The organism is Streptomyces sp. CAI-85 (assembly GCF_013363615.1).
In the GTDB taxonomy this organism is placed as follows: domain Bacteria; phylum Actinomycetota; class Actinomycetes; order Streptomycetales; family Streptomycetaceae; genus Streptomyces; species Streptomyces antibioticus_B.
In genome coordinates this window covers 24,998-38,044 of record NZ_JAANNX010000027.1, presented here as the reverse complement: position 1 = coordinate 38,044, position 13,047 = coordinate 24,998, and the positions used below count along the sequence as shown (strand labels likewise).

Genomic DNA, 13,047 nt, shown 5'->3' with positions numbered 1-13,047 from the left:
ATCCGTGTGAGTGAGCCCCAGGAGAGCCGCCCGTGACCCCACGCCCCTCCCGCCGCACCCTGCTCCGTGCCGCGGCCGCCCTGCCCGTCTCGGCCCTCGCGCTGGGCGAACTGCCCGGGCTGCTCGGCGCGGCGACGGCCGCCGCACCCGCGAGCGGTCTCGCCACCCGGTACACGATCGTGCCGTTCCTCAACGGCGACGACGGCACGGTGAACGTCTACCAGTCCGACGACGCCACCGACTTCCGGCTGCTGAAGGCGTCCGCCTACACCCCGCCCGCCGGCCGGATCCGGGACGCCAGTGTCCTCAGGCACACCGACGGCTACTACTACGTCACCTACACCACCCACACCTGGCAGGACGTCAGCACCACCATCGGGTTCGCCCGCAGCGCCGACCGTGTCAACTGGACGTTCCTGTACGACCATCCGGTCCCGATCGCGGGCCTGTCGCGCGCCTGGGCGCCGGAGTGGTTCGTGGACGCCGACGGCAGTGTGTACGTCATCGTGTCCTGCTCGACGACCGCCGACGAGTGGATCTTCACGCCGTATCTGCTCCGTGCCGCCAACTCGGCGCTCACCGCGTGGAGTTCACCGGTCGTCCTGTCCGGACTGGGCGCCAACCGCATCGACACCTTCCTGGTGCGGACCGGCTCGACCTATCACGCGTTCACCAAGAACGAGACGACCAAGTACATCGAGTACGCCACCGCCTCCACGCTCACCGGCCCGTACACCGTCTCGCGGACCGGTGACTGGGCCGGCTGGGGCAGTTACCGCGAGGGCCCGGCGCTGACACAGCTCGACAACGGCGCCTGGCGGCTCTTCTTCGACGGCTACGGGGACGGCAGTTACTACTACAGCGACAGCTACGACACCTTCGCCACCTGGAGTGCGCCCCGGGCCCTCCCCGGCATCTCGGGCACGGCCCGCCACTTCTCGGTGGTCAAGGAGACGGTGTCCGGCGGTCCGAGCGTCACGAAGGACACGACGCGTTCGTTCCGTTCCGTCAACTACCCCACGCGGTACTGGCAGCAGCAGTCCGCGCTGCTCAACCTGCCCGTGGTGAGCGCCAGTAGCACGGCCGCCGAGAAGCAGGCGGCCACCTTCACCGTGGTGGCGGGGCTGGCGGACGCGGGCGGCTTCTCCTTCCGTGACGCCTCCGGTGCCTATCTGCGCCACTACGATTTCAGGGCCCGTTTCGACACCCACGACGGCACGTCGGTGTTCGCCCGCGACGCGACCTTCGTCGCCCGTACCGGCACGGCGGGCGGCTCGGTGCGCTTCGAGTCGTACAACTACCCCGGCCACTATCTGCGGCACTACAACTACCAGCTCCGGGTGGAGCGTTCGGACGGCACGGACCTCTTCCGCCAGGACAGTTCCTTCGTGCCGGTGACGGCCTGGGGGTGAGATCATCGCCGTATGGACACGGCGGCGGCGCAGTCGATGACCGAGGTTCCGGCGGGGCGGGTCACCCTGTCGGACCGGCGGACCCGGCGGACCTGGGACGTCGACCTGCCGGGCTGCCGGCTCGGCACCTTCCCGGTCACCCGGGAGCTGTACGCGCTGGTCACCGGCGAGGACGCGGACGCCGCCCGGGGTGACCGGCGTCCGGTCGAGGGCGTGTCCTGGTGGGACGCCGTCCACTTCTGCAACGCCCTCTCCCGGCGCGAGGGCCTCACGCCCGCCTACCGTGTCCCGCCCGGCGGCGAGTCGGTCACCTGGGACGACACCGCCGACGGCTACCGGCTGCCCACCGAGGCCGAATGGGAACACGCCTGCCGGGCGGCCACCGAGGGCCCGCGCTACGGACCGCTCGACGACATCGCCTGGCACCGCGGCAACTCCGGCGAGCGGATCCACACCGTCGGCGGCCGGCTGCCCAACGCCTGGGGCCTGTACGACATGCTGGGCAACGTGTGGGAGTGGTGCTGGGACCTCTACGACCCCGAGGTGTACGGCGGTTACCGGGTGCTGCGGGGCGGCGGCTGGTTCGACGAGCACTGGAGCTGCCGTGCGTCCGTACGGCGGCGCAGCCACCCCACGTTCCGCGTGGACGACGTCGGCTTTCGTGTCGCCCGCCCGGCCCGTACCGAACTCTAGGGGCGTGGCCAGGGGCGGCCGCCGATGGATTCGATGCCGTGATTGAAGCGCCGTAGGTAGGCGGCGAAGGCGGCGATGTCGTCGTCCGGCCAGTCGTGCATCACGCGGTCCAGGACCTCGACGATCCCCTCGCGCTCCTCGTCGAGCAGCCGGTCGCCCTCCGCGGTGAGCCGGAACTTGCGGGCCATGCCGCCCTCGGGGTCCGGGATCCGCTCGATCAGGCCGGCGCGCATCGCCGCCGCGGTCTGGCGGTTGAGGGTGGACGCGTCGAGGCCGAAGGATTCGCTCAGCTCGCCGATCGACATCGGGCCCTGCACCCGGATGCGGCTGAGCAGGATGTAGGCGCTGCGCTCCATGAGGCTGTTCTTGCGACGGCCGCCGCGCTGGTTCAGGAACGTGTGGCGGCTGAGCAGCATCTGCTCGTACTCGACCTCGTGCGTGGGCGTCTCCATGGCCCGACCTCCTGATTCCGTGCGGCCGGACCATCCTGGCACATGGGTGTGCAGGGGCCATGAAATGTGCGTGATGCATGCGACATGTATCATGCACATCCGTTGCCTTCGTTTTGTCGTCGCTCGTCATCTCGTCCTCTCTCCGGAACATGCGAGGAGTCCGCCATGGACGCCCCCCAGCCCACGGCCCGCGCCGGCGCGGTGATCGCCACGCTCGCCTTCGCCGGCACCACGGCCGCGATCATGCAGACGCTGGTCACACCGCTGATCGCCGAACTGCCGCAGATCCTCGACACGTCGTCGTCGAACGCGGCCTGGGTGATCACGGTCACCCTGCTGGTCGCCGCCGTCTGCGTGCCTGTCGTCGGCCGGCTCGGCGATCTGGTGGGCAAGCGGCGGATGCTGCTGGCCTGTTCGGTGCCGCTGGTCGTCGGTTCGGTGGTGTGTGCCGTGGCCTCCGACGTCGTCACGATGATCGTGGGACGCGGGCTTCAGGGCATGGGCATGGGGATGGTGCCGCTGGGCATCGCGCTGCTGCGGGACGTCGTACCGGCCGAGCGGCTCAGCGGGTCGATCGCGCTGGTCAGCGCGTCCATGGGGATCGGCGGTGCCATCGGGCTGCCGCTCGCCGCGGCGGTGGCCCAGTACGCGGACTGGCGTGTGCTGTTCTGGGGGTCGGCGGTCCTCGCCGCGATCGTCGCCGTCCTGATCTTCGTGCTCGTCCCGGACGTGCCCGCCGGGGCGAAGGGGCAGCGCTTCGATCTGCCCGGTGCGATCGGGCTCGGGGTCGGTCTGGTCTGCCTGCTGCTGGCGGTCTCCAAGGGCGCCGACTGGGGCTGGGCCTCGGGCACCACGCTCGGGCTGTTCGGCGCGGCGGTGGTGGTGCTGGCCGGGTGGGGCGCGTGGGAGATGCGCACCGCCGATCCGCTGGTCGACCTGCGCACCACGGCCCGCCCCCGGGTGCTGCTCACCAACCTCGCCTCGGTCTTCATCGGCTTCGGCATGTACGCGAGCATGCTGGTGATGCCGCAGCTCCTCCAGTTCCCGGAAGCGACCGGCTACGGTCTCGGCCAGTCGATGCTGGCGGCCGGTCTGTGGATGGCGCCCGGCGGACTGATGATGATGCTGGTCTCCCCGCTCGGCGGAAAGCTCACCAACGCCCACGGCCCCAAGTTCACCCTGATCTGCGGCGCCCTGGTCCTGGCGGCCGGCTACTTCGCCTCGCTGGCCCTGATCGGCTCCGCCTGGGGCGTCATGCTGGTCACGATCATCACCAGCAGCGGTGTGGGCCTCGCCTACGGCGCGATGCCCGCGCTGATCATGAGTTCGGTGCCGCTGAGCGAGACGGCCGCCGCGAACGCCTTCAACACCCTCATGCGCTCGCTGGGCACCTCGATCGGCGCGGCGGTCATCGGGGTGATCCTGGCCCAGATGACCACCACGATGGGCGGCTACACCTTCGCCTCCGAGGACGGCTTCCGCACCGCACTGCTGGTCGGCGGCGCGCTCGCCCTCGTCTCGGCAGCCGTCGCCGCCGTCATCCCGGCGGCCCGCGCCGCGCAGTCGGGGGCGGGCGAGCCCGGCCGGGCGGCCGAGCCGTCGGAGCAGGCCAAGGTCTGACCCGGCGACTGGTCCGGCGCCCCGCGCAGTCGCCTCGCCGCTACGGCCGGGTCAGCCGACGCATCGTCAGGGCGAGATGCAGCCGCAGCCGGCCCTGCGGGGTGCGCACCGGCCAGCCGAGAAGCTGCTCGGCGTGGACCAGCCGGTCCTGGAGCGTCGAGTGGTGCACGGTCGCCTCGGCCGCGGCCGCCCGCAGGCTCGCCGTCGTAGTCACCGCGTGCAGCGTGGCGAGCAGCCAGGGGGCGTCCGCAGCCGCCCGCTCCAAGGCGCGCACATCCGGCGGCGGCTGCGCGCCCGGTACGACGAGGTCGGCCAGCAGGGCGATCCCGCCCAGCTCGTCGGCGTGCACGACACGTGGGCCGGGGTCGTGCACGGTGCCCTCGGCGGTGAACCGGAGGGCGGTGCGGGCGGCGGCCCAGGAGCCGGGCAGCTCCGCCACGGCGACGGCGGGGCCGATCCCGGCCCGGCCCGCGGACAACTCGGGCACCGGTGTCCCGGCCGGGGCGGCGACCACCCGGGGCGGCAGGCCCGGCCGGGCCAGCGCGCGGGCGGGCACCCGGGGATCGAGCCCGAGCCGGCGCGCCGCGTGCAGCCGGGCCGCTTCCGGTGCGGTGGCGTCGAGCAGCGTCTCGACCAGGGCCGGATCCTCCAGCGGGGCCCGGCCACGAGTGCGGTCCAGGACCAGCCGTACGGCGCCGGCCGCCCGCTCCAGGATCACGGCGTCGACCACGCTGGGCCGCGCGCCGGGGCGTTCCAGCCAGAGGGCGTCCGCGCCGCCCGGCGTCAGCGCGGCGGACGGCCACCGCGGGTCCGGCGGCAGCTCGGTGTCCCGGCGGACACCGTCGGCCTCGACCCGGATCCGCACCCCGCGCTCCGCGTCCACCAGCCGCGCGGGCACCCCGGCGAGCACGGCGGCCCCGCGCACCAGCGCCTCCGCACCGGCCCGGCCCTCCGCCAGCCGGTCGAAGTAGGCGATGACGCGCACCGCTTCCCCCGCGGCGGGGTCCAGCGCGGTCAACCGCCCGGCCAGCTCTTTCATACGGCCATCATGCGGCACGTCCGCGCGGGTGAGGAGAGGAGCGGCCGGGCACCCGGCCGAGACCGGCCATGGCCGGGCGGGGCGCTACTCGGCGAGCAGCCTGCGCAGCCAGTCCAGGTGCGCGGCGCGGGCCGAACGCGACAGCGCGGCCTGCGGGGCGAAGCCGTCGAAGCCGTGGAACCCGCCCGGCCAGACGTGCAGTTCGGCGATCCCGCCGGCCTGCCAGAGCCGGGAGGCGAAGGCGACGACCTCGTCCCGGAAGGTCTCCGCGGAGCCCACGTCGAGGAAGGCCGGGGGCAGTCCGGACAGGTCCTCGGCGCGGGCCGGCGCCGCGTAGGGCGAGACGTCCGGGCCTCCGCGCCGCTCGCCGAGCAGGGCCGTCCAGCCCGTGTCGTTGGCGGTGCGGTCCCAGACGCCGAGCCCCGCCATCTGGTGCGTGGACGGGGTGTCGTTGCGGTCGTCGAGCATCGGGCACAGCAGCAACTGCCCGATCGGGCGCGGGCCTTCGCGGTCGCGCAGCATCAGGGCGAGCGCGGCGGTGAGGCCGCCGCCCGCGCTGGCCCCGGCGATCACGATGCGCTCCGGGTCGGCGCCCAGTTCCCCGGCGTGCTCCGCTGTCCACAGCAGACCGGCGTAGACGTCCTCGACCGGCGCCGGGTGCGGGTGCTCGGGGGCCAGCCGGTACTCCACGGACACCACGACCAGGTCCAGTTCCCGCGCCCACTCCAGGGCCACGTCCACACCGACCCGGTTGGTGCCGACCACCATGCCGCCGCCGTGCACGTGGTAGACGACCGGCCGGGGCCGGGCGGGCGCCGGGCCGGTGGGGGTGCAGATCAGCAGGGATATCTCCGGGGCGCCCTGCGGCCCGGGCACGGCGCGCTCCTCCACCGCGAAGGCGCCGCCCGCCGTCAGGTCCAGGTCGGCCAGCATCCGCATGCCCGGCCCCTGGCGGACGGTCTCGATGTCCTCCATGGTCAGCGAGGGCGGGACCAGGTCCTTGATCAGTTCGAGGGCGGCGGCGAGTTCGGGATCGAACGGCGGGGGGACGGGCGGCATGACGGCTCCTCGGGTGGACGCGGCGGCTCGTGCGTCCATGATCCGCGCCCGCCACCCGCCGGGACCGCCGCCGTCCGGCGGAATCCGCCCGCCGTACGGCGGTTGCCACGGCAGTCGGGCACGCGCCCGCACCTGCCGGGCACGCACCTCGCACCGGTCGCGCGCACACCCCGCACCTGCCGGGCACGCGCCCCGCCCGTTCCCCGCGCGGCGGTTACGCCTGCGGTGCCGCCTCCGCGCGCATCATCACGCAGTCGAACTCGATCACGCGGCCCGTCGTCGCCTCGCGGGTGACCGGGTACATGCCGCTGATGCCGAAGCCCTCCGCCTCGTAGACGGCGACGGACTCGCTCATCGTGGGGCTGCCTTCGTAGAGGCGGAGGCAGGCGACCTCGGACTGCATGCCGACGAACTCCGTGACGCGTTTTCCGGCGCCGGCGAAGACTTCCAGGTCGTAGCCCTGGGTGTCCATCTTCAGGTAGGGGACGGGGGCGGTGAGGCCGTCGAGGGCCTCGTCCATCACCTCGTCCAGGCGGCGGATGCGGATCTCCTCGGTGTCGGACTTCTTGAAGCGGCTGTAGCGGTCCTTGCCGTAATCGCTGGGCGGCAGCAGGGAGTTCATGGTCAGCCAACTGGAGTGGATCTCGGCGGTGGTCTCCTCGCGGCCCAGGCCGCACTGGAACACCCGCCACTCGGGGTCGTCCGCCGCGGCCTTCTCGAGCTTGGCGAAGGTCGCCGACGTGGGCTCGAAGGAGACGATCCGCCCGGTGTACCCGGCCCGGCGCAGCCGCTTGGCGTACTGACCGGTGTTGGCGCCCACGTCGAACACGCAGGTCACGCCGTACAGTTCGAGCATCGCGGTGACGTGCTGCACGCACAGGTACTCCGCGGCGGCCAACTGCATCTTGCGCTCGTCCACCCGCTCGGGCGCGTCCGTGAGCACCAGCGCGCCGGACTCGCCGAGCGGGACGACGCCCTGCTTCGGGATCTCACCCCGCTCGCCGCCGCGGGTGCGCCGCAGCAGCCAGGTGTCCTTGTCCACGGGGGTGACCCGGTAGGGGCCGCCGCGCCGGGAGAGGACCGTGGTGCCGGGGCCGACCTCGGTCGCCTGGTAGCCGCCCCGGCGGGAGACCACCGCAGCTCCCGGGCCGAGATCGGTCACCTGGACGCCGAAGCGGGGTACGAGTCGAAGCAGTCGTCGGAAAAGAGTCTGCATCTCCCAAGCCATATCAGGGATGTCCGGGAGGCGTCTGCGGCTTGAACGAGTTTCGACGACCGGTTACGCGACGGAAACCCGTCGGACCCCTGGGGTGGGCCTTGACTTGAAGAGCACTCCAACACCTAGCGTCACAGGTGACGTTGAAGATCGGGAAGGCGGAGACGGACATGCGTGTGGGCGTGCACATCAACCAGTTCGGCAACGACGGGGGCGCCCCGGCCCTCGGTGCCGAGCTGGCGGCGGCGGGCGCCGCGGCGGAGGCGGCCGGGGTGAGCCGGCTGTCGGTGATGGACCACTACTTCCAGATGGAGTTCAACGGCGGGGCCGAGGCGCCCATGCTGGAGGCGTACACGACCCTGGCGTACCTCGCCGCCCACACCTCGACCGTCAGACTCGGCGCGCTGGTCACGGGGGTGACGTACCGTCATCCCGGGCTGCTCGCCAAGATCGCGAGCACTCTGGACGTGCTCTCCGGGGGCCGTGCCTCGCTGGGTATCGGCGCGGCGTGGTACGACCGTGAACACGACGGTCTGGGCGTGCCGTTCCCGCCGCTCGCGGAGCGCTTCGAGCGGCTGGAGGAGACGCTCCAGATCTGTCTGCGGATGTGGGACCCGCACGACGACGGGCCGTTCGTCGGCCGTCACTACCAACTGCGGGAGACGCTCTGCGTCCCGGCGCCGGTGAGCGATCCGCGTCCGGAGATCCTGATCGGCGGCGGGGGTGAGCGCAAGACGCTGCGCCTGGTGGCCCGTTACGCGGACGCCTGCAACCTCTTCGCCGCCGGTCCCGGCCTGGTCCGCCACAAGCTCGACGTGCTGCGCGAGCACTGCGAGGCGGAGGAGCGTGACTACGACTCGGTCCTGAAGACCGTCACCTACACCGCCGATCCGGCCACGGAGGGTGATCTCGACGCCTTCATGGCCGACATCTCCGGGTACGCGGGGCTCGGCATCGACACCGTGATCCTCGCGCCGAAGCTGGGCGAGACCTCCGGCTGGATCGACCGCTTCGTGGCCCCGGCCGTCAAGCGGCTGGCCGAGCTGGACTGACGTACGGCGACGCGGGGCGCCGTACGCCAGACCGCTCGCGCGGGATCGGATCAGGCGGCGACGGGCTCCGCGTGGCCGTGCAGCCGGGCCACGACCTCGGTGAGCTGGGCGGCGACCTCGGCGTCGTCGGCCGGGTGGGTCTCGGCGAAACGGGTCAGGGAACCGGGGATGGAGAGCTTGAGGTCCTCGATCACCTTGCCGCCCGCGATGCCCACGGCCTTGCGGGCCTCGTCCTGCGCCCACACGCCGCCGAACTGGCCGAAAGCGGTGCCCACGACGGCGACGGGCTTGCCGCCGAAGGCTCCGGCGCCGTACGGGCGGGACAGCCAGTCGATGGCGTTCTTCAGCACGGCCGGGATGGTGCCGTTGTACTCGGGGGAGAAGAGCAGGAACGCGTCGGCGGCCTGGGCGGCCTCACGCAGCTTGGCGGCGGCGGCCGGGAGGCTGCCCTCGACGTCGATGTCCTCGTTGTAGAAGGGGATCTCCGCCAGGCCCTCGAAGAGGTCGACCTCGGCGCCTTCGGGAGCGAGCTTGACCGCGGCCTCGGCGAGCTGGCGGTTGGTCGAACCGGCGCGAAGGCTGCCGACGAGCGCGAGAATGCGAACGGACATGTGGGTACTCCCAAGGGGCTGAAACATTGCCGTAACGATCCGGACCGGGGTCCGTTTATTGTTCTAGCACTCTAACCGGACCGTGGTCCAGTTTCATTCCCGGTGCTTTACGCTGTGTTCATGCCCGCCGATCCGCCGCTCTTCGCGAACGTCCAGGAGATCGCCGGCGAGCCCGAACTCGTGCAGCTCGGGCCGGCCGGGGACGAGCCGTGCCTGCGTGCCGACGCGGCCCGCAACCGGGCCCGGCTGCTGGACGCGGCCGCCAAGCTGATCGCCGAGCACGGCGCGGCCGGCGTCACCATGGAGGCCGTCGCGGCCGCCGCGAACGTCGGCAAGGGCACCGTCTTCCGGCGCTTCGGCGACCGCACCGGACTGCTGACCGCGCTCCTCGACCACTCCGAGCGCAAGTTCCAGGCCGCCTTCCTGACCGGACCGCCGCCGATGGGCCCCGGCGCCCCGCCGGTCGAGCGGCTGCGGGCCTTCGGTCACGCCCTGCTGCGGCGCACGGTCGACGAGCTCGACCTCCAGCTCGCCGCCGAGCCGGACCCGGCCCGCCGCTACTCCGTGCCGGCCCGCCGGGTGCTCCACGGCCATCTGCTCCTGCTGCTGCGGCAGGCGGTGCCCGAGGCGGACTGCGAACTCCTGGCGCACACCCTGATGGGCTACCTCAACCCCGCGCTCGTCCACCATCTGACGCGTCAATGCGGGCTGCCCACGGCCCGGTTGGAGTCGGGCTGGACCGAACTGGTGGACCGTCTCACGGCCGGAGACGCCCAACCAGCCGACTGACCTGCATTTTTGACGGTCGTCACGGATGAACGTCCCCCGCGTGCAAGCGAGTTCGGGGCTTCTGCCAAGATGCCGTACGTCATGGTGCAGATACCCAACCCACCCGCGCCGACGATCTCGCCGGCGCCGCGCTCCGTCCCCACGAGTGCCGACGTGGCCCGTCTGGCCGGCGTCTCCCGCGCGACCGTCTCCTACGTCCTGAACAACACCAGCGCCGTCCGGATCAGCGAACCCACCCGCCGCCGGGTCCGCGACGCCGCGAAGGAACTCGGGTACGTGCCGCACGCGGCCGCCCGCAGCCTGCGCGCCGGACACAGCCGGATGGTGCTGATGCCCGCCCCGCCCGTCCCCGCGGGCCCGCTCTACAGCCAGTTCGTCCACGACTTCCAGGGCGCCCTGAGCCGGCTCGACTACATCGTCGTCCAGTACGGCGCCTGCGGGCTGCGCGGGGACGACGCCGCGCGGGCCTGGGCCGAGCTGCGGCCGGTCGCGGTGCTGGTGCCCGGGCCCGGCCTCGGCCCGGAGGGGGTGTCCGTCCTCAAACGCTCCGGCGCACGCGCCGTCGTCACCCTCAGCTCCGAGCGGGTCGAGGGCACCCACGCGCTCCTGATGGACCACGAGGGCGTCGGCCGCAGCGCCGCCGGACACCTGTACGCGCGCGGCAGGCGCCGGATCGGCGTCGTCGTCCCCGAGGAACGCGGCATGGACATGTTCGCCGGGCCGCGGCTCGCCGGTGCCCGCCAGGCCGTGCGCGACACCGACGCCACCGTCACCGCGCTGCCGCTGGCCCACACGGAGGACTCCGCGGCCGCGCTCGCCGCCCGCTGGCCGGAACTCGGACTGGACGCCGTGTTCGCCTACAACGACGAGTACGCCATGCTGCTGATGCGCGCCCTCCAGGACGCGGGTGTGCGGATCCCCGAGGACACGGCCGTGATCGGCGCCGACGACCTGCTCCTCGGCCGGCTGCTGCGGCCCCGGCTCAGCACGGTCCGGGTCGCGCTGCCCTCCGGACGCGACCTCGCCGGACTGGTCGACCGGGCGGTGCGCAACCCGGGCGCGGCGCCCGAGGCGCACGAACCGCTGGCGGCTACGGTGGTGCACCGCGACTCGACCTGACCGCGTGCGAGCTCGCGCGGCGACCGGCCCGGCGCAGTAGGGTGCGAAGTTGAGCGCTCAACCACATGGGACTTCGTTCCCCGAGTCCGGAGTCCCGCGGGTCACCGATCGGAGAGCCCTGATGCCCCTGCTCGACCCCCACACCTGGCAGACCTCGTCCTCCCGCCCCCTGACCGGATCCGAGTACGCCGTCACCGAGCCCGCCACGTCGGAGCGGCTCGGGACGGTCGTCCTCGCCGCCCCCGAGGACGTCGCCCCGGCCGCCGAGGCCGCCCGCGCCGCCCAGACCGAGTGGGCCCGCCTCCCGCACTTCGTCCGCGCCGGCGTGCTGCGCAAGGCGGGCGACCTGTTCGCCGCGCACGCCGACGAACTGCGCGAGTGGATCGTCCGCGAGTCCGGCTCCGTGCCCGGCAAGGCCGACTTCGAACTGCACGTCGCCGCCCAGGAGTGCTACGAGGCGGCCGCCCTCGCCTCCCGCCCGCCCGGCCAGGTGCTGCCCAGCGAGGCGCCCAGGCTGTCGTACACCCGGCGGGTCCCGGCCGGGGTCGTCGGCGTGATCGCGCCGTTCAACGCCCCGCTGATCCTCTCGATCCGCTCGGTCGCGCCCGCGCTGGCGCTCGGCAACGCGGTGGTCCTGAAGCCGGACCCGCGCACGGCCGTGTGCGGCGGCCTCGCCCTGGCCGCCGTGTTCGCCGAGGCCGGACTGCCCGAGGGGCTGCTGCACGTGCTGCCGGGCGGCGCCGAGGCCGGCGCGGCCCTGGTCGCCGACCCGCGCGTGCCGGTGATCTCCTTCACCGGCTCCACCGCCGCCGGACGGGCCGTCGGCGAGGCCGCGGGCCGCCATCTCAAGCGCGCCCACCTCGAACTCGGCGGCAACTCCGCCCTGATCGTCCTGGCGGACGCCGACCTCGACGCGGTGATCTCCACCGCCGCCTGGGGCTCCTTCTTCCACCAGGGCCAGATCTGCATGACCACAGGCCGCCACCTGGTGCACGACTCCCTCTACGAGGAGTACGTCGAACGGCTCGCCGCCAAGGCCGACTCCCTGGCCGTCGGCGACCCGCACCGCGCGCAGGTGCACCTCGGCCCGCTCATCGACGACGGCCAGCTCGGCAAGGTGCACGCCCTGGTCGAGGCCAGCACCTCGGCGGGCGCGAAGCTCGCCGCGGGCGGCACCCACGAGAGCCGCTTCTACCGGCCGACCGTCCTCGCGGGCGTCGACGACCGCACCCCCGCCTACGCGGAGGAGGTCTTCGGCCCGGTGGCGCCGGTGCGCGCCTTCTCCACCGCCGAGGAGGCCGCCGCCCTGGCCGCGGCGAGCCCCTACGGGCTGTCCCTCGGCATCGTCACCCGCGACGCCGCCCGCGGCCTGGACCTCGCCGAACGCATCCCGACCGGCATCGTCCACATCAACGACCAGACGGTGAACGACGAGGCGGTGGCCCCCTTCGGCGGCGTCGCGGCCTCCGGCACCGGCTCCCGCTTCGGCGGCGACGCCAACCTCGACGCGTTCACCGACATCCGCTGGACGACCGTGCGCGGCGACGTGGCGCCGTACCCCTTCTAGCGACTTCTAGCGACTTCCAGCGACCGACGGCGGCTACTCGCCCTGGGCGGCCTGCTGCTCCTCGACCGACTTGCGGACCTCGTCCATGTCCAGCTTGCGCGCCTGCCCGATGACGTCCGTCAGGGCGGCCTCGGGCAGCGCGCCCGGCTGCGCGAACACCGCCACCCGGTCCCGGACGATCATCAGCGTCGGGATCGACTGGATGCCGAACGCGGCGGCCAGCTCCGGCTGCGCCTCGGTGTCCACCTTGCCGAACACCAGGTCCGGGTTCTCCTCGGCCGCCTTCTCGTAGACCGGGGCGAACTGCCGGCACGGCCCGCACCAGGCCGCCCAGAAGTCGATCAGGACGAAGTCGTTCTCCGTGACCGTCTGGTCGAAGTTCTCCTTGGTCAGCTCCACGGTGCTGCTCATGACGTGT

Annotated in this window: 13 protein-coding genes; 7 read left to right on the top strand and 6 right to left on the bottom strand. The window is 72.9% G+C overall.

The window, feature by feature from the left end; genetic code table 11:
• Positions 1–32 precede the first annotated feature (32 nt).
• Together G6W55_RS24755 and G6W55_RS24750 are read left to right on the top strand one after the other, a co-directional pair.
• Entirely contained in the window at positions 33–1,412 is a 1,380-nt protein-coding gene (locus G6W55_RS24755) for a glycoside hydrolase family 43 protein (protein WP_175523042.1), read from the top strand.
• Positions 1,413–1,424: 12 nt separating this feature from the next.
• The gene (locus G6W55_RS24750) at positions 1,425–2,105 is read left to right on the top strand and encodes an SUMF1/EgtB/PvdO family nonheme iron enzyme (protein ID WP_175523041.1); all 681 of its coding nucleotides are present in this window, start codon (positions 1,425–1,427) and stop codon (positions 2,103–2,105) included.
• On the opposite strand, the gene G6W55_RS24745 is transcribed toward G6W55_RS24750, so the two are convergent.
• Entirely contained in the window at positions 2,102–2,557 is a 456-nt protein-coding gene (locus tag G6W55_RS24745) for a MarR family winged helix-turn-helix transcriptional regulator (protein WP_175523040.1), read from the bottom strand. The two genes, G6W55_RS24750 and G6W55_RS24745, sit on opposite strands and share 4 nt — an antisense overlap.
• 165 nt (positions 2,558–2,722) lie before the next feature.
• Here G6W55_RS24745 and G6W55_RS24740 point away from each other — a divergent pair, with 165 nt between their 5' ends.
• Positions 2,723–4,177, top strand: coding sequence for an MFS transporter (locus G6W55_RS24740; RefSeq protein ID WP_175523039.1), 1,455 nt, complete (start codon positions 2,723–2,725; stop codon positions 4,175–4,177).
• Positions 4,178–4,217: 40 nt separating this feature from the next.
• On the opposite strand, the gene G6W55_RS24735 is transcribed toward G6W55_RS24740, so the two are convergent.
• The 3 genes from G6W55_RS24735 to G6W55_RS24725 form a co-directional block, all read right to left on the bottom strand.
• Positions 4,218–5,216, bottom strand: coding sequence for a helix-turn-helix domain-containing protein (locus tag G6W55_RS24735; protein WP_175523038.1), 999 nt, complete (start codon positions 5,214–5,216; stop codon positions 4,218–4,220).
• An 84-nt stretch (positions 5,217–5,300) separates the two neighbouring features.
• Positions 5,301–6,275 (bottom strand): alpha/beta hydrolase, encoded by a 975-nt coding sequence (locus G6W55_RS24730; RefSeq protein WP_078636202.1) that lies wholly within the window; start codon positions 6,273–6,275, stop codon positions 5,301–5,303.
• 214 nt (positions 6,276–6,489) lie between these two features.
• Positions 6,490–7,491 (bottom strand): FkbM family methyltransferase, encoded by a 1,002-nt coding sequence (locus G6W55_RS24725; protein ID WP_175523037.1) that lies wholly within the window; start codon positions 7,489–7,491, stop codon positions 6,490–6,492.
• A gap of 170 nt (positions 7,492–7,661) precedes the next feature.
• On the opposite strand from G6W55_RS24725, the gene G6W55_RS24720 reads away from it, so the two are divergent.
• Positions 7,662–8,543 (top strand): LLM class F420-dependent oxidoreductase, encoded by an 882-nt coding sequence (locus G6W55_RS24720; protein WP_175523036.1) that lies wholly within the window; start codon positions 7,662–7,664, stop codon positions 8,541–8,543.
• A gap of 50 nt (positions 8,544–8,593) precedes the next feature.
• Here G6W55_RS24720 and G6W55_RS24715 read toward each other — a convergent pair whose 3' ends face one another.
• The gene (locus G6W55_RS24715; RefSeq protein ID WP_078636204.1) at positions 8,594–9,154 is read right to left on the bottom strand and encodes an NAD(P)H-dependent oxidoreductase; all 561 of its coding nucleotides are present in this window, start codon (positions 9,152–9,154) and stop codon (positions 8,594–8,596) included.
• 120 nt (positions 9,155–9,274) lie between these two features.
• On the opposite strand from G6W55_RS24715, the gene G6W55_RS24710 reads away from it, so the two are divergent.
• The 3 genes from G6W55_RS24710 (at position 9,275) to G6W55_RS24700 (ending at position 12,629) form a co-directional block, all read left to right on the top strand.
• Complete coding sequence (locus G6W55_RS24710) at positions 9,275–9,943, top strand: TetR/AcrR family transcriptional regulator (protein WP_175523035.1); 669 nt, start codon at positions 9,275–9,277, stop codon at positions 9,941–9,943.
• Between the two features lie 69 nt (positions 9,944–10,012).
• Positions 10,013–11,062: a LacI family DNA-binding transcriptional regulator gene (locus tag G6W55_RS24705; RefSeq protein WP_085206829.1), complete on the top strand. Its 1,050-nt coding sequence runs from the start codon at positions 10,013–10,015 to the stop codon at positions 11,060–11,062.
• Between the two features lie 121 nt (positions 11,063–11,183).
• Positions 11,184–12,629, top strand: coding sequence for a benzaldehyde dehydrogenase (locus G6W55_RS24700; RefSeq protein WP_175523034.1), 1,446 nt, complete (start codon positions 11,184–11,186; stop codon positions 12,627–12,629).
• A 33-nt stretch (positions 12,630–12,662) separates the two neighbouring features.
• On the opposite strand, the gene trxA is transcribed toward G6W55_RS24700, so the two are convergent.
• Entirely contained in the window at positions 12,663–13,040 is a 378-nt protein-coding gene (gene trxA, locus G6W55_RS24695; protein ID WP_078636206.1) for a thioredoxin, read from the bottom strand.
• Between the last annotated feature and the right edge of the window lie 7 nt (positions 13,041–13,047).

Bases quoted from the DNA above. Each gene is read 5' to 3' on its own strand.
- G6W55_RS24735 (WP_175523038.1), bottom strand. From the start codon at position 5,216: ATGAAAGAGCTGGCCGGGCGGTTGACCGCGCTGGACCCCGCCGCGGGG.
- G6W55_RS24700 (WP_175523034.1), top strand. From the start codon at position 11,184: ATGCCCCTGCTCGACCCCCACACCTGGCAGACCTCGTCCTCCCGCCCC.
- G6W55_RS24720 (WP_175523036.1), top strand. From the start codon at position 7,662: ATGCGTGTGGGCGTGCACATCAACCAGTTCGGCAACGACGGGGGCGCC.
- trxA (WP_078636206.1), bottom strand. From the start codon at position 13,040: ATGAGCAGCACCGTGGAGCTGACCAAGGAGAACTTCGACCAGACGGTC.
- G6W55_RS24740 (WP_175523039.1), top strand. From the start codon at position 2,723: ATGGACGCCCCCCAGCCCACGGCCCGCGCCGGCGCGGTGATCGCCACG.
- G6W55_RS24715 (WP_078636204.1), bottom strand. From the start codon at position 9,154: ATGTCCGTTCGCATTCTCGCGCTCGTCGGCAGCCTTCGCGCCGGTTCG.
- G6W55_RS24745 (WP_175523040.1), bottom strand. From the start codon at position 2,557: ATGGAGACGCCCACGCACGAGGTCGAGTACGAGCAGATGCTGCTCAGC.
- G6W55_RS24710 (WP_175523035.1), top strand. From the start codon at position 9,275: ATGCCCGCCGATCCGCCGCTCTTCGCGAACGTCCAGGAGATCGCCGGC.
- G6W55_RS24730 (WP_078636202.1), bottom strand. From the start codon at position 6,275: ATGCCGCCCGTCCCCCCGCCGTTCGATCCCGAACTCGCCGCCGCCCTC.
- G6W55_RS24705 (WP_085206829.1), top strand. From the start codon at position 10,013: ATGCCGTACGTCATGGTGCAGATACCCAACCCACCCGCGCCGACGATC.
- G6W55_RS24750 (WP_175523041.1), top strand. From the start codon at position 1,425: ATGGACACGGCGGCGGCGCAGTCGATGACCGAGGTTCCGGCGGGGCGG.
- G6W55_RS24725 (WP_175523037.1), bottom strand. From the start codon at position 7,491: ATGCAGACTCTTTTCCGACGACTGCTTCGACTCGTACCCCGCTTCGGC.